Raw genomic sequence first — 17,189 nt, forward strand, 5'->3', positions numbered from 1 at the left:
ACGCAATATCTTTATTTTCCTGTGGAGTCTGTTATTAGTGATCCCAGGTATTATCAAAGGATATTCATATTCCCAAGCATTCTTTATTTACAAAGATATTAAAGATCGGGGTGAAAGTGATAAGTATAGTTATTTAGACTACATCACCTTGAGCCGGAAACTAATGGATGGTCATAAGATGGAATTTTTTGTCTTACAGCTAAGTTTCATTGGTTGGGATTTATTGGGAATGCTTACCTTAGGAATTGGGTATTTATGGATTTCTCCGTACAAGCAGATGACATTTGTTAACTATTATCGTCATTTGACTAGTGAACAATAATAAGAAAAGTGCCAGGCGTTGAATTTTTTCAACACCTGGCACTTTTTACATAGTTAAAATTAGCTTAATTTTGGTATGGTTCGTAGATCAAATGTTCATTGACAAAGGCATTCATACCTAAGTGACTCAATTCACGGCCATAACCAGAATTCTTGATCCCACCGAATGGTAGCTCTGGTAAGGAGGCCCAACCGGCATTGATCCAGGACATACCAGTTTCAATCTGGGCGGCCACTTCTTTGGCGTGAGCGACATCACTACTAAAGACGGTGTTTCCTAAACCGTAGCTCGATTTGTTTGCTAGGGCAATAGCTTCAGCTTCACTGTGAACTTTGTAAATAACTGCAACTGGACCGAATAATTCTTGATCAAAGATCGGATTGTCTTCCGTAATATCAGTTAGAATGGTTGGCTTAAAGAAGAATCCTGGTCCTTCAACTGGTTCGTTGCCGTATACAACAGTTGCACCATGATCAACAGCAGTTTGAACTTGAGCAGTTAACTTTTCGAGCGCACCCTTAGAACTTAATGGGGCGACAACAGTTTCTGGGTCCATCGGATCACCAAGTTTAGCATGAGAAAATGCTTCTTTCATCATAGCAACAAAGTCGTCATAGAGGTTGTCCATCACGATGAAACGCTTGGACGATGTGCAGACCTGACCAGCATTATAAAGCCGAGCTTGCGGAGCAACTTTCTTCAAGAGGTCCCAATCTGCGTCACCCAAAACGATGAAAGCATCATTTCCGCCCAGTTCAAGGGTAGTCTTTTTGAGTGCTTTGCCGGCTTCTTGGGCAACAGCTGCTCCCCCGCGTTCAGAACCAGTGAGGCAAACACCGGCAACCCGAGGATCGTTGATGGCGGCGCTAACTTGGTCATAACTAATAAATAAATTGGTTAAACTGCCAACTGGTGCACCAGCTTCCAGAACTAGGTCGGCAAAAGCTTGGGCCGATGAAGGACATGAAGAAGCATCTTTAAGGATCATCGGGTTCCCCACCATAAAATTGGGTGCAAAGACCCGCATGATTTGGTAGAATGGGAAATTCCATGGTTCAACGGCGACAATTACCCCCGTTGATTGTTTGAGGTAGTAGGCTTTGCCACTATCAGAAGGAAGATCAACTGGTTGGAGGAGTTCTTCGCCATGATCAGCGTAATAATCTGCAATGTCAGCACATAGATCAACTTCGCCTGCAGCTTCAGTTAGAAGTTTCCCCATATCTTGGGTCATAATCCGTGCCATTTCAGTCCGTTTTTCACGTAAAAGGGTTGCCAAGCGGTGCAGGACTGGTTTTCTAGTGGCCGGTTTTTCCTGGCGCCACTGTTGATAAAGACGGTGGGCAACCGTTAGGGTTTCTTCTAATTTTTCATCACTTGCATTGGGAAATTCATGTAAAACTTCACCCGTATAAGGGTAGATTGTTTGATATGCCATAATAAAATCCTCCTCAATCTAAATGAATACAAGTTTAATTATAGTGGGAAACGATTTCATTTGCTAATTTAAAGCATTTTGGCAACTGCAAAGAAATGAAGTACAATAGAAAAAGAAATTTATGATGGAATTGAGGTTGGCAACATGGATCAGGCAGCATTGTATCACCGGCCGGATAGTGAAATGGCTTTTATCTACACACGCAATGAATATCACATTTATCTAAGAACCAAGCATGGAGATGTTGCGCAGGTCAAACTGCTTTTTGGGGATCCATATGACTTTGAATTTGATGAAAAAGGTCAACGTAAATGGAATTATCAAGAAGTAGCAATGATTAAAGATGCCGAAACACTGAACCATGATTATTGGAAACTGGCAATTAACATCCCGCAACGGCGGTTGCAGTACGCCTTTTGGGTAGAAGGTAAAGACGGCGAACAAGTTATTTATGATGACCGCCGAATCATGCCATACAATGAGCAGAACTTAGCGCGGATGGATTGTTTTATTGTTCCTTTTGTACATTTGAGTGACGAAAAATGGGCGCCTAACTGGGTTCGGCAAACGGTTTGGTACCAACTATTTGCTGATCGTTTTGCCAATGGTAATGTCAAAAATGACCCGCCGGCAACCCTGCCTTGGGGGGATCAAGCGGTTCATCCGAACGCATGTTTCGGGGGTGACTTGGCTGGTTTGATCAAACGCTTGGACTACCTCAAAGATTTAGGGGTTAATGGAATTTACTTGATGCCAATCTTTACCGCATATAGTAGTACCAAGTTCGATACGGTAGATTATTTTAGTATTGACCCTAGCCTCGGTACTAAGGCGGAATTTAAGCAGTTAGTGGATGAGCTACATAAGCGTAACATGCGGATCATGCTGGACGGGGTTTTCAGTTACATGAGTGATACCTCTTTGCAATGGCAAGATGTGCAAGAGAAAGGTCGGGCTTCCCGGTTTGCAGATTGGTTCCAAATTCGTCGGTTCCCGGTAGGTTATAAACCAACAGACAATCCAGATATTGCGTACGACCTAACGTATAACGTTCACGGAAATAACCCGCATATGCCCCAGCTAAACACTGCTAACCCGGCAGTGCGGAAGTATTTACTAGGGGTAGCAGCTTATTGGACGAGAGAATTCAATATTGATGGCTGGCACCTAGAATACGCCGCTGAGGTTGACCAAAAGTTCTGGCGCGAATTTGCAACAACTGTCCGAGAAATTAACCCAGAAATCTATTTGGTAGGAGAAGTTAAGCATAGTAACCAACGCATTGTTCAACCGGGTAAACTAGATGGAGTGGTTAACTATCCAGTTACCGAAGCTATTACTAGGTTTGCTGCTAATAAAGAGCTGTCCGTTGCGGAACTGATTTCGGTAATCAATGATCAGATGGCCTTGTACCGTGATCAAACTAACGAAGTGATGTTTAACGCAGTGGAGAGCCATGTGACCCAACGGTTATTAGCTACTTGTCATGGAGACAGCTCATTGGTGCGGATGATTTTGGCATTAACTTTCTTACAAATCGGAACGCCAAGTCTTTTCTATGGGACAGAAGTGGGGATGACCAACCATCAAGCCTCTCGGATTTACCAGAGTATGATTTGGGATGAAGATAAGCAGGATAAAAAAATGTTACGGTTTGTGAAGGTTCTGACACACTTCCGGTGTAATTTTGCTAAGTTGTTAAGCTATGGTGATTTCCAGTGGGGACCACGATCCAATAAATACAATTACTTGAGCTTGACCCGGCAGTTAGGCAAACATCAGGTTTTTGCCCTCTTCAATTTTGGCTATACAGCAATTAAGTTTGTGCGCCCGCAAAACTCACGCATAATTCTGTCGCAGAATTTGCTAGACCATGAGGAAAAGATTGGTTCTAATGGTTTCTTGATTATTGAATTGACGACCTAAGGGTAGTAAATTAAGACAAAAAACGCGGAATAACTCACAAAGTGGGGACCAGCTAAACGCTGGTTCCCAGTTCTTTTTCAGCTTAATACGCAATATAGTGAGAATATAATGAGAAAAAAACCCCAAAAAGGGTGGATGATCTATGCCTTTTTCCGGCTTTAAACGTGATTAAATGTGCTTATATTACATATTTTGAATACTACACAGTGAAAACGGTCAAAGTGATGATTAGTTCTAGCTTAGAAATGTATTTGAGTATATTGAACTTTACTTATTCAGGTATATAATTAAAGTGTGCCTGGAAGCGTTACATTCATATGAAGGATGTGACTTGTATGGGAACAAGTCATTGGAAATGGTATTGAGAGGTTGGTACCTGATGGCAAATGGTGAGGGTCATCATTCCAAGCATCCGTCTTGTGAATACGCTTTTTCGTAGTTTACATGCATGGTTAAAGAACAAGGCCGGTTCTTTAGGCGTGCTTCTTTACTAAGGAGGAACAAAATGAAATTATTGAGTATCGCAGCTTCAGAAGATGCTAAACAGTATTTCTCTACTAAGCGTAGCATTGTTGATGCTTACACAGACGCTGATTTCACAGATGTTGCAGCCGTAGTTATTACTGATGAAGACCAAGAATTAGTTGACAAAGTTTACAATACATACTTTGGCATTCCTGTATTCATGGTTATGACTGGTAAGGTTGAAGTGCCTGCTGAAACTCGTCGTAAGGTATTCCACTTTATCGACAACGATAAGGCATACCGTAACATCTACGATGGCGAAATCGAAAGCGCAGCTGAAGAATACGAAGAAAAGATGTTACCACCGTTCTTCAAGAACTTGGTTGAATATTCTCAAAAAGGTAAGTTGAGTTTTACAACACCAGGTCACCACAACGGTAAGTCATTCTTGAAGCACCCAGCTGGTCGTCTTTTTGTTGATTACTTCGGTGAAAACTTGTTCCGTTCTGACTTAAGTATTTCTGACCCAGAAGTTGGGGATCTTTTGACTCACGGTGGCGCCGCATTAGACGCTGAACAACATGCTGCTAAGGTATTTAACGCTGACAAGACTTACTTTGCTGTTAACGGTACATCCACTTCTAACTCCATCGTTACAAACGCTGCAGTTACACCTGGCGACTTAGTATTGTTTGACCGGAACAACCACAAGTCAATGTACATTTCAGCACTGGAAGAAACTGGTGGTATTCCTGTTTACCTGCAAACTGAAAGAGATGCTTTCGGTTACATCGGTGGTATTTCTGACCATGTTCTTAACGAAGATCACATTCGTGCAGAAATCGCCAAGGTAGCACCAGGTCGTGAAAATGAAGAACGTCCTATCCGGTTGGCTGTTATTGAATTAGGTACTTACGATGGTACTATCTACAATGCACGCCAAGTTGTCGACAGAATTGGTCACTTATGCGATTATATTTTATTCGACTCTGCATGGGTTGGTTACGAGCAATTTATTCCAATGATGAAGAATGGTTCTCCATTACTTCTCGAATTAGGACCTAACGATCCTGGTATCTTCGTGACCCAATCTGTTCACAAGCAACAATCTGGTTTATCACAAGCTTCACAAATTCACAAGAAGGATAGCCACATTAAGGGTCAAAAGCGCTACATCACTCACAAGCGCATGAATAACTCTTACATGAAGTTTACTTCAACTTCTCCATTCTACCCATTGTATGCATCCTTGGACGTTAACGCATACCTCCAAGAAGGCAAGCATGGTGCTAAGATGTGGGAAGACACAGTTAAGTTAGCTATCTACGCTCGGAAGAGAATCTTGAAGGAATCCAAGATGTTCATCCCTCTTGTACCACCTGTAGTAAATGGTCAAAAGTGGGAAGATGTTGATACTGACATCTTAGCTACAAACATTGACTACTGGAAGTTCGACAAGGGTGGCAAGTGGCACGGTTTCGAAGGCTACGGCGACGATCAATACTACGTTGATCCATTGAAGATCATCTTCAGAACTCCTGGTATCATCATGGAAACTGGTGAATACGACAAGACTGGTATTCCAGCAAACATCTTAGCAAACTACCTGCGTGAACACGGTATTGTTCCAGAAAAGAGTGACTTGAACTCAATCGAATTCTTAATCACTCCTGCTGAAACTAAGACTAAGATCGATAACTTAATTAATTCCATCCTTCGTTTCGAAGACTTAGTAAACGAAAATGCTGATTTGAAGGATGTCCTTCCAGAAATCTATGCAGAAAACGCAGACCGTTACAAGGGTTATAAGGTTCAAGATCTCTGCTTAGAAATGCACAACTTCTATAAGGAAAACGATGCTAAGACATACCAAAAGCGTGCCTTCTTAGAAGATTACTTCCCAGAAAGAGCAATGACTCCATTCGATGCTGATAAGGAATTAATCCGGAACAACGCTGAATTGGTACCATTGGATGAAATCGAAGGCCGTGTAGCCCTCGAAGGTGGTTTACCATACCCTCCAGGAATCTTCATGATTGCACCAGGTGAACGTTGGAACGAATCAGTTACTAAGTACTTCTTGATTCTTCAAGATGGTATTAACAAGTTCCCTGGCTTCGCTCCTGAAATTCAAGGGGTCTACAACGAACCACAACCAAATGGTAAGGTACGTGCCTTTGGTTATGTCTTAAAGGACGAATCAGTTTTAGACAAGAAATAGTTCATAAATTACTGGATTGAGGTGGAGAAAATGGCTGAATCTTCAAGCCAAAAGATGACAGTTACTGAGTTAACTATCATCACTGCTGTTAACATGATGGGTTCAGGTATCATCATGTTACCATCCAAACTTGCCCAAGTAGGTACTGAATCAGTTCTTTCTTGGTTAGTTACTCTGGGTGGTGCTTTGTGCCTGTCCTATGGTTTCGCTCGCTGTGGTATGTTCAGTGAAAATACATCCAACGGTATGGGTGGTTATGCTGAATATGCTTTCGGTAAGAATGGTAACTTCATGGCAAACTTTACTTACGCTTTGTCATTAGTTATCGCTAACGTTGCCATCGGTGTTTCTGCCGTTGGTTACGGTGCCGTTTGCTTGGGTATTGAATTGAATGCCGTACAAACTTCCCTGGCAACTATGGCATTGGTTGTTATCACTACTATAGCTAACTTCTGGGGTCCAAGAATCACTGGTAAGATTGGTTCCGTCACTGTTTGGGGCGTTATCATCCCAGTTGTCTTGATCTCTGTTGTTGGTTGGTTCTTCTTCAGCGGTCACAAGTATGCTGCTGCATGGAATCCACACCACTTGAGTTTCGGCAAAGCAATCGGTTCTTCTATTCCTATTACTTTGTGGTCATTCCTTGGTTTGGAATCTGCTGCTGCTAACGGTGACGCCGTAGAAAACCCACAAAAGAACGTGCCAATCGCTATCTTGAGCGGTACAATCATTGCTGGTATCATCTACATTGCTTCTACTAACGTTATGGCTGGTATCGTTGATAACAAGGATCTTGTTACTTCAACTGCTCCATTCGGTTTAGCATTTGCAACTATGTTCCACAGTGCAATGGCTGGTAAGATCGTTATGGCATTAATGACCTTAGCATGTATCGGTTCATTACTTGGTTGGCAATTTACTGTTGCCGAAGTGTTCCGTTCTTCTGCAAACGCTGGTTACTTCCCAGCTGTCTTCAAGAAGCTCAACAAGCACGACGCACCAGTTGCTGGTATGACTATCTTAATGATCGTTCAATTGATTCTGTCATTGATGACTATGAGTCCAAACTTGAACGAACAGTTCAACCAATTAGTTAACATTGCCGTTATCACTAACTTAGTTCCATACGTACTTTGCATGGCTGCGGTTAAGATTATCCAAATCCGTGCAGGTCAAACTGATAGCAAGGCTAAGACTGCCAATGCAATTGCATTCGTAGCTGGTCTTTACAGTTTGTACTCCATGTACGCTTGTGGTGCCGAATCAATGTTAATCGGTGCTATCATTGCCTTCTTCGGCTGGACAGTTTGGGGCTTCATCGCTCACAACTTCATGCCACTTGGCAAGGAAAGCAAATAATCATTTGATTATTGCCGAGCTGAATTAGCTTAACAGGAACCCCACGAGGAAAATCTCGTGGGGTTTTTGTGTACATATTTTCAAGTTGCCGTCACTACTACTATTTTCATAGCGTTTTAATGTGAAAACGTTTCAGATGAGCAAGGTGCTCATTCACAATTGACTCTAGCTACATGTTCAGGTAATTTATAAGAGTTATAAATTAAGGAGGAGATAGTAGTGAAGAAGCAACAACTGTTCATCGGGTTGATCAGTTTGCTGCTATTTGCATTTACCCTGGGTAATTACTCTGTCCATGCTGATATGGGACGTAATATTAGTGATCACATCACTAATTTGAAAATTTCCGACCGTGATCAAGGAAAGCAGGATACTTATCAACATGGAGCTTACCTGAACGTAAAGGGAACATTTAGTGATCAATGCGGTGAAATTCACGGTGGCGATTATATTTTAGTTAATTGGTCGACTCAAAGTGAAAATGCGCACGCATTTTTGCAAGGGTTTAATGGAAAAAAAGACCTGTACATTGATGGTACAATGGTTGCAACCTATACGGTAGATGCCACGGGAGCCAAGTTACTTTTTAATGACAATGTCAATAATTTACAGAATATCAATGGTAGTTTTACATTTACTGTTCAAGCGTTTAATGATACCTCGAATAATCGGGTGTTAAACATTGGTTCTGGAACAGTGAATGTCGATGTCACGATGCAGGCAGGAGCTAGTGATGGTCATGAAATAACCCACCATCAGTCGTGGGCAGGGTCTAAGACCGGTGCGGTCCAGAGTTATGCTGGCAAAAACTGGGTCAACTGGGGCGTATACTTTAACTCTAACGCTGCGGACTTGACGGGCCAGATCACTTTTACGGATCAAATTCCTGCCGGTTTAAGCTTGGATCCAAACCGAATCAACATTTGGCTTGATGGTACGGAATACATTCCGCTGGCTGACTTTAAGGCCCGGTTTCCACAATCGGCAATCAAGGTTGAGGGATCAGTGATTACTGCCACCTTTGCTGGAACAGAATTTTCCGGTCATAGTTTTTCTCTAGGCTATTTAACGGAAATAACGGACCCAACTGCGGTCAGTTTCACCAATACGGCCACTGGTTCCTACCAGCTAGCTGGCCAAACACCCCAAGACTATGACTTCGCTGCGACGGTGCGCAATGTCAATTTTGATGCTAGTGTGACTGGTACTAAGCCAGGAGAACTAAAAATCATTAAATATTATGACGAGAACGGATCGCGCAAGTTCTTACCAGGGGTAACTTTTGAAATCACGGCGCAAACTGGGAAAAAATGGCAGGCAACAACAGATTCCCATGGCGTTATCAGCTTAAAGAATATGATCGCGGGGACTTATTTTGTTCGTGAAATTGCCGCGCCAGACTGGATTGACCTAGATGAAGTACGGGACCGTACTTGGCAGGTTGAGGTATTAAGCAGGGGTGAAGGGCAAGCGTTGGAGATTATCAACCATAAAAAGCCTGCTCCAGAAGAACCAGCAAATCCAGGCGAGAAAGAACCGCCAGCAGAAGACAACGAAACATCCAAAGTTCCGGGTGAAAAGGACCCAGCGGAGGATACAGAAGAAGTAGAGGTTCCAAACGAAAAAGAACCAGCAGAAGATCCTGAAGTTCCAATGAATTCCGATGAAAAGGAACCACCGGAAGAACCTAGGATTCCAGCAAATCCGAATGAGATAGACCTACCAAAGGATCCAGAAAAACCAGCATTACCAATGGTACCGGAATTGCCATTAATAGGTGACCAGGAACCAGCGCTGGGTACAAAGACAACAGGTAAGGAAATAGGTTTGCAAATAGTACCTAAACCTGCAGAAGTAAATGCAGCAGAGAAAAAGGAAAGACAGCAACAGGCAACCGCTAAAGCTACTGCAGCTACTTCGGTTAATACGAAGTTGCCGCAAACAGGAGCGGGAGTTTCCTTAATGGTATATGGATTAATCATATTAGTAGGAACAGTGTTGGGGTTTCGAAGAAAGTTATTCTAAATACCTAAATTGATGAATATAAAAAGGCTACACCGCATAGGATGTAGCCTTTTTATGATGTAATTGTTTGCTCTTAGTTTACATGGACAGCAAATGATGGCATGTAGTAAGCCATATTACCATAGCTGACGTTTTGGCCTTCTTGAGGAGCAGCAATATAAGTATTATTACCAGCATAGATTGCGACGTGGTAAGTATTCCCTTTGCTTCCCCAGAAAAGTAAGTCCCCAGGTTGAGCTTGGCTCACAGCAATCTGTGTCCCGGCGGATTCTTGAGCAATGGTATTCCGCCCAATGCTCTTGCCTAACTGAGCGTAAACGTATTGGGTAAAGCCAGAGCAGTCAAAACCGCTTGGAGTAGTTCCGCCCCAAACATATGGTGTACCAAGGTACTTTTGAGCAATGGTTACAGCAGCGGCATTGCTTGCTGAACTAACAGGGTTAGTTGCAGCTTGCTTGTAATCCGTAGCTGTTGGTGCCGTTGCTTGAGTTGATTCATGCACAGTAGGAGTTGCAGTAGTGGTATTTGCTTGCTGACTAGTAACAGCGGTAGTAGTTGGTGCTGTTTGGGTAGTAGTACTTGTTTGGCTAGGAGCTGGTGTAGCAGCAACACTAGTTTCGGCTTTGGCAACAGTACTGCTGCTGGTAGTTGTAGTAGTAGCTTCCGTGGAAGAACTGGTAGCAACTGTTGGAGCAGCTGTAGTTGGTTGCTGAGTAGCTGAAGTCGTTGTGCTTGAAGAAGTAGCTACGGAACTTGCACTAGATGTTTGAACACTGCTAGTTTGACTTTCAGTTGTAGTAGTTGTTGCAGGTGCAGGGGTTGCAGCTTGTTGTGTTGTAGCAACAGCCGCACTCTTAGCAGGAACAACTTGTGGTGTACGTTCAGTCACGCTGGTTGCTGTCTGAGTAGTAGCAGCAGTTGCACCAGGAGTAGTATGAGCTTTAGCCACAACAGATAATGTTTGTCCAGCAATGATAAGGTCATTATCACTAGCAATGTTGTTCATTGAACGTAGGCTATCGACACTCATGTTATGCGCGCGAGCGATGGACCAGAGGGTGTCCCCAGTCTTAACTACGTATGTATTAGTGACAGGCTTAGTGCTGGTTTGCTTAGGAGTAGCTGCCTTGTTAGCAGTTGGAATCTCCAATGATGCACCAGCATAAATTAGGTGGGTATCAGAATTAATCTTGTTTAATGTTTCGATTGATTGGATGGAGACACCGTACTTTTGAGCGAAATGCCATACAGAGTCACCAGGTTGGATCTTTACAGTGGTATTAGCGCTAGCAGGCTGAGCAGAAACAGCTAATAAACCAGCTGCTCCCACAGTTCCAGCTAACAGTGTTTTTGTCTTATTGTTCATGCTCTCACTCCCGTCTATCTCCAGATAGTAATATTGACACTTCCTATTGTATAGCAAATCGGTTACAATCCCTACGGCTTAAATGTTACAATTAGTTTTCTTTTTGTAATATATTTGTTAAGTGGCGTCGGTATTTGTTTTGTTCAGGATAAGCAGCAATAAGTAAGTTTGCAAAAAGCTAAAAAGATTTCTTTTTTTGCAAAAAAAGAATCCGTGCGTTAGCACGGATTTGATGAGTAAGCTAATATTCACGATGTTTGTGTTCGATCCAATTTTCCAAGTGGCGATATATTAAACCAAAGGCAACAGTTAACAAGATCCCCTTAATAACATTAAATGGAGCGACAACTGTTAGTACATAGCGTCCAACGCTGAATGGCAGTTGCAAACCAATAACCCGCATATAGAGGGGAGTGACAACTGCCCAGTTGGCTAAGCTCATCACAACAGTGAGTGCAATGGTAGCAATAGCACCCGCCATAATGATGTTTGTTATGCTTTTATCCCGCGCCGCTAGGAAGCGATATAAGCTAAACACAAATGTTACAGTTGCCAGAAAACCAGCTGCAATCCCAATAAAGTTGGCTGCATCAAAGCCGGTTAAAACAAAATATAACAAGGACCGCAAAACTGCGACCAAAAGCCCATCAGCTGGACCAAGGATAAAGAAAGCTAACAAGATCGGTAAATCCGAAAAGTCGACTTTCATCCAAGTAAACCCCGGAATGACGGGGAAAGAAATATAATACAAAAGATATGCTAGTCCAGCCAAAGCAGCGGCGACTACATACTTTCTAGTTCTGGTTTGCACCATAGTAAAACCTCCTAAAGATGAGGAATACCTTCCATGGACCGGATCAAACAAAAAAATCCTCCCACTTCAAGGAGGATTTAGGTATGCTAAAATCCATCTTCTACCATCTAGACTATAACTATCGGCCTTGGAATCACACCAAGTCAGTCCCAATAATGGGAGTCGCGGGCTTTACCGCCGGTCGGGAATTACACCCTGCCCTGAAGATAAACCAAAAATATTTAATTACGCTAAAACTATACAACAAGTTAATAGTAGTCACAAGTCCAGCGATTAATTGAAAAGCCGGAATTGTTCATCCTTGGCCAGCTTTGGCTTGTCTTCAGCTGGAGCTTCGATAGAGCCAAATGGCATTTGTGCACGCAATTGCCAACCAGCTGGTAAGTCAAATTCAGCGCGAATGGCATCATCAATTAGTGGGTTGTAGTGTTGGAGACTAGCACCAATTCCTTGTTCTGCCAAGGCAACCCAAACTGCTTGTTGTGCCCCACCAATTGCTTGTTCTGCCCATGGCTTGAAGTTGTCAGCATAGAGCTTAAAGTCATTTTCAAGCTTTTCAACAGTTGGCATATCAGTGAAGTACAGAATTGTTCCGGCTCCGGCACGGAAACTTGCGATCTTGTCAGCAGTAGACTGGAAGTTTTCTGCTGGTACAATCTTCCGTAAAGTTTCTTCAACGATGTCCCAAACACGGTTTGACTTTTCGCCGAAGAGCACAACGGCACGAACCGTTTGGCTATTGAAAGCAGTTGGTGAAGATTGAATAGTATCAGTTACCAATTCATAAACTTCATCTTGAGTGAGTGGTAAGTTTTCGCCTAGCGCGTAAATAGAATGTCTTTTTTTGTTTAATTCAACTAATTTAGATTCCATAATGATTACCTCCAAAACAATATGTAATTAACTTGTTGTTTTTAGTATAACTTGCTTACTAAAAATAAGCAAGTTAAAAATAATATTTTTTTGCGGGTAGAAATGGATATAGGTTGGAGCAGGAAGATAAGTTTAATAAAAAGAACGAAGGATACTTCAAAGAAGTACCCTTCGTTCAATTGATTACTATAAAAATGCTGATGGTTATTTAGTTAAGTCGATCCGTTCACTAATCAAGTAAACTAAAATAGCGCCAACGGCCATGGCCCCGAGTTCGCCGGCTGCAACTGAAATGTACGAAGCCCAGAATGGTAGGTGCATAACATAAAATAGTTCTAGGGCAATGATCCATGACATAGCAGCACAGATGATGACAGTTGCGACCAGTTTGCCGACTTTGCTTGAGATGTGTTGGCTTACCCAGTAACTCAGAGCTGTCATCAGGAGGGTTTCGGTGGTTCCAAAAACCATATCGACAACTCCCAAACTGGAATTGATATTGGCTACTGCACATCCCAGGGTTAATGCCCAAATATAGCGTTTGTTGAAAACAACCAAATTGTTGAGCATTTCTGAGACACGAAACTGAACTGCTCCGTAACTTAGCGGATTAATCAAAGTTAAAGCAATGTATAAAGCAGCGATCAGGGCGGCTTTAACTAGGCTCACTAACCGTGTGTGACTAGATGTATTTTCCATATTAAATCTCTCCTTAGTTTTTTATAAAGGTGGGATGGTTGCGAACCACCTGTGTTTCAAGAAACACATGCTAGTATAGCAGATTTATTAAGGTTTGTGGGGAACAATCTGCAAACCAAGAACATTTGGTATAATGAAAGGTATTGACTATAACGGAATAAATTTAAGAGAGGACAAAAATATGGATTTGGATGAAATTCGTCAGCTAATGCGGGATTTTGAACAAATGACAGTGCGTGAACTAGAGATTGATAATGGTGATTTCCATTTACGCTTGAGTAAGAACAAGAGCTCACAAATATCGGCACCTATCGAAAGTGAGACCCCCCCAACGGACCCGGCATTAGTTGCTAAAGCTGAAACGCAAACGGTCACTGCACCACTGGTCGGTGTAGTCTATTTGCGTCCCCAACCCGATCAACCACCATATGTACAAGTGGGTGATCAAGTTGAGGAAGGGACAACTGTTTGTATTATTGAAGCTATGAAGATGGTAACGGAGATAAAAAATCAACATGCTGGTCAAGTGGCGGCGATTGCTGTTCAAGATGGTGAGTTAGTTGAATTTGGGCAACCCTTGATGGAAGTGGCAGAGAGCAGGTGAAACAATGTTTACAAAGGTTCTAGTCGCTAACCGAGGTGAAATTGCAGTACGGATCATTCGCTCATTACAAGAATTAGGAATTCAAACAGTGGCGATTTATTCAACTGCTGATCGGGATAGTTTACATGTTCAATTGGCAGATGAAGCGGTCTGTGTAGGACCTGCGCAACCCCAAAACTCTTACTTGAATATGCAAAATATTATTGCAGCAGCAGTGGGTGTTGGAGCACAAGCAATCCACCCCGGATATGGTTTTTTGGCCGAGAATGCCGAATTTGCTAACTTGTGTACACAATGCGGCCTAACTTTTATTGGCCCCCGAGCAACGACGATTGATTTGATGGGAAACAAGGAGCATGCGCGGCAAGAAATGCGGCAAAACGGGATTCCAGTAGTCCCTGGAAGCAAGGGGCGGATTACGACCCTGGGAGTAGCGCAGCAAGCCGCTAGTGAATTAGGCTATCCTATAATGTTAAAAGCAATTGCCGGTGGTGGTGGCAAGGGCATCCGCCGTGTCGAAAGTGAACAAGAATTGGAACGTGTCTTTACCCGGGCCCAAAAAGAAGCCCTATTATCCTTTGGAGACCAGGGAATGTATCTGGAAAAGATACTGACGGGGGTCAGACATATCGAAGTCCAAGTTTTTGCTGATCACCAGGGGAACCAAGTTTATTTTCCAGAGCGTGATTGCTCAGTTCAGCGCAATAAACAGAAATTGGTTGAAGAGAGTCCAGCCCCCGGCTTGACCTCAGCGGAGAGAAAATACTTGGGGCGGCTTGCCCTCCGGGTAATGGATGTGATTGCCTATACCAATACGGGAACGATTGAATTTTTGATGGATCAGGACCACCATTTTTATTTCATTGAAATGAACACCCGGCTTCAGGTGGAGCATACCGTGACAGAGATGATCACGGGGATAGACTTGGTCAAAGAACAGGTGCGGGTGGCAGCGGGCTTACCCCTGTCATTTACGCAGGATGATATTCAAGCACACGGACATGCAATCGAGTGTCGCATCAATGCGGAAGATCCGACCCACGACTTCCGCCCAGCTACTGGTCAGGTGACAATGGTACATCTTCCAGCAGGAAACTTGGGCGTGCGGATTGATACGGCGTTATATCCGGGGGATGTGGTCACACCTTTTTATGATTCACTGATTGCTAAAGTGATTGCACAAGGATCTGATCGCGAAGAAGCCCGGGCCAAGGCCCAACGTTTAGTAAACGAATTGGTAGTTCGGGGAGTCACGACCAATCAAGCATTGCAGCAGGCAATTCTTGCAGACCCGCTTTTTGTTGGCGGGCAGGCGACGATTACAACGTTGGAAAAAGAGATTCTTCCCGCTTGGAAAGGAACGGATATGTGATGGCTTTGTATGATAAAAAGAATACCCTCAGCGAGCGTCATATTCAGGCAGATAAAAAAGCTATGCAGCGAGTTCCAGATGACTTATGGGAGAAGTGTCATTATTGTCATGGCACTTGGGCCAAAGTGGCGACTAATCGTTATGGCACTTGTCCCCACTGTGGTGCAGGCAAACGGCAGGCGGCACGGCAGCGTTTAGCGTGGTTGGTAGATGAATTTACAGAGATGGATGCTGAACTGACAACTGTTGTGGGGAGAGATTTTCCAGGTTATATGGAAAAGATAACGGCTGCCCAAGCGCGAACACAGCTTAACGATGCGGTTTTAACAGGAAAAGCAACTATCGAGCGGACCCCGTTTGCTTTAGGGATCATGGATCCACTGTTCATCATGGGATCATTGGGAACTGTGGCCGGTGAAAAAATCACCCGCCTGTTTGAATATGCGACAGCCCACCAACTCCCAGTTGTACTAGTAACGGCTTCGGGGGGTGCACGGATGCAAGAAGGGATCCATTCGTTAATGCAGATGGCGAAAATTTCGCAGGCCATAGCAGCCCACCACCGTGCAGGCTTGCTATATATAACGATTTTGACGGACCCAACAACAGGGGGTGTGACGGCTAGTTTTGCGATGGATGGCGACATTATTCTGGCTGAACCACATGCCTTAATTGGTTTTGCGGGGCGACGAGTAATTGAACAAACCATCCAAACCACAGTAACGCCGGACTTGCAGACGTCAGAAAATGTCCTCCGACACGGTTTCATTGATCAAATTGTGCAACGTGAAGATGAAAAAAAGGTTCTCGGATGGTTATTGAAAAATGGAGGTAGAAATGATGTCCAAGCTTGATGCAGCTCAGGTCGTAAAACGCGCCCGGCGGGCAGATAAGATTACGGCGCAGGAGCTAATCACACATTTGTTTCCTGATTTTTTTGAGCTTCATGGTGACCGGGTGGGCGGAGATGATCCTGCAATCATCGGTGGTTGGGCAACTTTCCACGACCAGCCGGTAACTGTCATCATAACCAACCGGGGCCAGGACCTGGCAGAACGCCAACAAACGCATTTTGGAAGTCCGATGCCAGCGGGTTATCGCAAGGCTTTGCGTCTGATGCAACAAGCAGCCCACTTTAACCGCCCAGTGTTGGTATTTGTTAATACCCCGGGAGCATACCCTAGTCCGGAAGCAGAAGAACAAGGGCAGGGTCCAGCATTGGCCCAGAGTATTTTGGCGATGGGCGAACTTGAAGTCCCTGTGATCACTGTGATTTATGGTGAAGGAGGGAGTGGCGGTGCATTAGCTTTAGCCGTTAGTGATCAAGTTTGGATGTTGGAGTATAGTACCTATGCAATTCTTTCCCCAGAAGGTTTTGCTGCTATCCTGTGGAAAGACAGTAAAAAGGCGGGGTTAGCGGCAGAGCAGATGCAATTAACCCCCCAAGCATTGCTGAAGCAACAGGTAATAGAGGGGATAATCCCTGAACCAGACGATCATAAGGAAGTATGCACTAATATTGATCAAGTGTTATGGGAACAATTACAAAAGTTACGCGCCTTACCAGGGAATGAACTGGTGCGCCAACGCCATGCGCGTTTTCGGAAGTTTTAAGAAGTACATGGCAGGGATGATAGCTTGTTTCAAGGGTAAAAATCATTTATTATGGTTTTAAAACATTTAGCCCGACCAGTTTAGCGTCCGT

The 17,189-nt window shown here is 43.6% G+C and carries 14 protein-coding genes and 2 riboswitches (1 of these 16 cut by a window edge); of the genes, 9 read left to right on the top strand and 5 right to left on the bottom strand.

The features are described 5' to 3' along the window. A protein-coding gene (locus V3C97_RS00445; protein ID WP_180849065.1) for a DUF975 family protein crosses the window boundary here: on the top strand, positions 1-322 show its end. 371 nt of this gene lie to the left of the window's left edge; 322 of the gene's 693 nt are visible here — the last part of the coding sequence; its start codon lies beyond the left edge, outside the window; the stop codon is at positions 320-322. 64 nt (positions 323-386) lie between these two features. On the opposite strand, the gene V3C97_RS00450 is transcribed toward V3C97_RS00445, so the two are convergent. Further along, positions 387-1,760, bottom strand: coding sequence for an NAD-dependent succinate-semialdehyde dehydrogenase (locus tag V3C97_RS00450; RefSeq protein ID WP_338434242.1), 1,374 nt, complete (start codon positions 1,758-1,760; stop codon positions 387-389). A gap of 144 nt (positions 1,761-1,904) precedes the next feature. On the opposite strand from V3C97_RS00450, the gene V3C97_RS00455 reads away from it, so the two are divergent. The 4 genes from V3C97_RS00455 (at position 1,905) to V3C97_RS00470 (ending at position 9,756) form a co-directional block, all read left to right on the top strand. Continuing rightward, complete coding sequence (locus V3C97_RS00455; RefSeq protein ID WP_338434243.1) at positions 1,905-3,686, top strand: glycoside hydrolase family 13 protein; 1,782 nt, start codon at positions 1,905-1,907, stop codon at positions 3,684-3,686. 505 nt (positions 3,687-4,191) lie between these two features. Beyond that, a complete protein-coding gene (speC, locus tag V3C97_RS00460; protein WP_027826615.1) occupies positions 4,192-6,372 on the top strand; it encodes an ornithine decarboxylase in 2,181 nt (726 codons plus the stop codon). A gap of 30 nt (positions 6,373-6,402) precedes the next feature. After that, complete coding sequence (gene potE / locus V3C97_RS00465) at positions 6,403-7,731, top strand: putrescine-ornithine antiporter (protein WP_009553966.1); 1,329 nt, start codon at positions 6,403-6,405, stop codon at positions 7,729-7,731. Positions 7,732-7,950: 219 nt separating this feature from the next. Next, on the top strand, positions 7,951-9,756 hold the full coding sequence (locus V3C97_RS00470) for a SpaA isopeptide-forming pilin-related protein (RefSeq protein WP_338434244.1): 1,806 nt from the start codon (positions 7,951-7,953) through the stop codon (positions 9,754-9,756). Between the two features lie 73 nt (positions 9,757-9,829). Here V3C97_RS00470 and V3C97_RS00475 read toward each other — a convergent pair whose 3' ends face one another. The 4 genes from V3C97_RS00475 to V3C97_RS00490 all read right to left on the bottom strand — a co-directional run bounded on the left by V3C97_RS00475 (position 9,830) and on the right by V3C97_RS00490 (position 13,508). Beyond that, positions 9,830-11,122 (bottom strand): NlpC/P60 family protein, encoded by a 1,293-nt coding sequence (locus tag V3C97_RS00475; RefSeq protein ID WP_338434245.1) that lies wholly within the window; start codon positions 11,120-11,122, stop codon positions 9,830-9,832. 241 nt (positions 11,123-11,363) lie between these two features. Beyond that, positions 11,364-11,936: an ECF transporter S component gene (locus V3C97_RS00480; protein ID WP_338434246.1), complete on the bottom strand. Its 573-nt coding sequence runs from the start codon at positions 11,934-11,936 to the stop codon at positions 11,364-11,366. A 91-nt stretch (positions 11,937-12,027) separates the two neighbouring features. After that, positions 12,028-12,148: riboswitch (FMN riboswitch) on the bottom strand. A gap of 61 nt (positions 12,149-12,209) precedes the next feature. After that, positions 12,210-12,809 carry a nitroreductase family protein gene (locus V3C97_RS00485; protein WP_009553961.1) on the bottom strand — a complete coding sequence of 200 codons (600 nt, stop codon included), beginning with the start codon at positions 12,807-12,809 and terminating at the stop codon, positions 12,210-12,212. A 204-nt stretch (positions 12,810-13,013) separates the two neighbouring features. Further along, positions 13,014-13,508 carry a QueT transporter family protein gene (locus V3C97_RS00490; RefSeq protein ID WP_009553960.1) on the bottom strand — a complete coding sequence of 165 codons (495 nt, stop codon included), beginning with the start codon at positions 13,506-13,508 and terminating at the stop codon, positions 13,014-13,016. 7 nt (positions 13,509-13,515) lie between these two features. Then, positions 13,516-13,563: riboswitch (PreQ1 riboswitch) on the bottom strand. Positions 13,564-13,689: 126 nt separating this feature from the next. On the opposite strand from V3C97_RS00490, the gene V3C97_RS00495 reads away from it, so the two are divergent. The 4 genes from V3C97_RS00495 to accA are packed head-to-tail and all read left to right on the top strand — an operon-like array spanning position 13,690 to position 17,098. Then, entirely contained in the window at positions 13,690-14,112 is a 423-nt protein-coding gene (locus V3C97_RS00495; protein WP_338434247.1) for an acetyl-CoA carboxylase biotin carboxyl carrier protein, read from the top strand. Positions 14,113-14,116: 4 nt separating this feature from the next. Then, positions 14,117-15,484, top strand: a complete 1,368-nt coding sequence (locus tag V3C97_RS00500; protein ID WP_216543718.1) for an acetyl-CoA carboxylase biotin carboxylase subunit — start codon at positions 14,117-14,119, stop codon at positions 15,482-15,484. After that, positions 15,484-16,338: an acetyl-CoA carboxylase carboxyltransferase subunit beta gene (locus V3C97_RS00505; RefSeq protein ID WP_338434248.1), complete on the top strand. Its 855-nt coding sequence runs from the start codon at positions 15,484-15,486 to the stop codon at positions 16,336-16,338. The genes V3C97_RS00500 and V3C97_RS00505 overlap by 1 nt, the downstream gene beginning before the upstream one ends. Continuing rightward, complete coding sequence (gene accA, locus V3C97_RS00510; RefSeq protein WP_338434249.1) at positions 16,322-17,098, top strand: carboxyltransferase subunit alpha; 777 nt, start codon at positions 16,322-16,324, stop codon at positions 17,096-17,098. The genes V3C97_RS00505 and accA overlap by 17 nt, the downstream gene beginning before the upstream one ends. The last annotated feature ends 91 nt before the right edge of the window (positions 17,099-17,189 follow it).

The organism is Ligilactobacillus saerimneri (assembly GCF_036689625.1).
Classification (GTDB): Bacteria; Bacillota; Bacilli; order Lactobacillales; family Lactobacillaceae; genus Ligilactobacillus; species Ligilactobacillus saerimneri.

What these genes read in the sequence shown, in the direction of transcription:
- V3C97_RS00495 (WP_338434247.1), top strand. Translation starts at nt 13,690, where the DNA reads ATGGATTTGGATGAAATTCGTCAGCTAATGCGGGATTTTGAACAAATG.
- V3C97_RS00485 (WP_009553961.1), bottom strand. Translation starts at nt 12,809, where the DNA reads ATGGAATCTAAATTAGTTGAATTAAACAAAAAAAGACATTCTATTTAC.
- V3C97_RS00450 (WP_338434242.1), bottom strand. Translation starts at nt 1,760, where the DNA reads ATGGCATATCAAACAATCTACCCTTATACGGGTGAAGTTTTACATGAA.
- speC (WP_027826615.1), top strand. Translation starts at nt 4,192, where the DNA reads ATGAAATTATTGAGTATCGCAGCTTCAGAAGATGCTAAACAGTATTTC.
- accA (WP_338434249.1), top strand. Translation starts at nt 16,322, where the DNA reads ATGATGTCCAAGCTTGATGCAGCTCAGGTCGTAAAACGCGCCCGGCGG.
- V3C97_RS00500 (WP_216543718.1), top strand. Translation starts at nt 14,117, where the DNA reads ATGTTTACAAAGGTTCTAGTCGCTAACCGAGGTGAAATTGCAGTACGG.
- V3C97_RS00490 (WP_009553960.1), bottom strand. Translation starts at nt 13,508, where the DNA reads ATGGAAAATACATCTAGTCACACACGGTTAGTGAGCCTAGTTAAAGCC.
- V3C97_RS00475 (WP_338434245.1), bottom strand. Translation starts at nt 11,122, where the DNA reads ATGAACAATAAGACAAAAACACTGTTAGCTGGAACTGTGGGAGCAGCT.
- V3C97_RS00455 (WP_338434243.1), top strand. Translation starts at nt 1,905, where the DNA reads ATGGATCAGGCAGCATTGTATCACCGGCCGGATAGTGAAATGGCTTTT.
- potE (WP_009553966.1), top strand. Translation starts at nt 6,403, where the DNA reads ATGGCTGAATCTTCAAGCCAAAAGATGACAGTTACTGAGTTAACTATC.
- V3C97_RS00505 (WP_338434248.1), top strand. Translation starts at nt 15,484, where the DNA reads ATGGCTTTGTATGATAAAAAGAATACCCTCAGCGAGCGTCATATTCAG.
- V3C97_RS00480 (WP_338434246.1), bottom strand. Translation starts at nt 11,936, where the DNA reads ATGGTGCAAACCAGAACTAGAAAGTATGTAGTCGCCGCTGCTTTGGCT.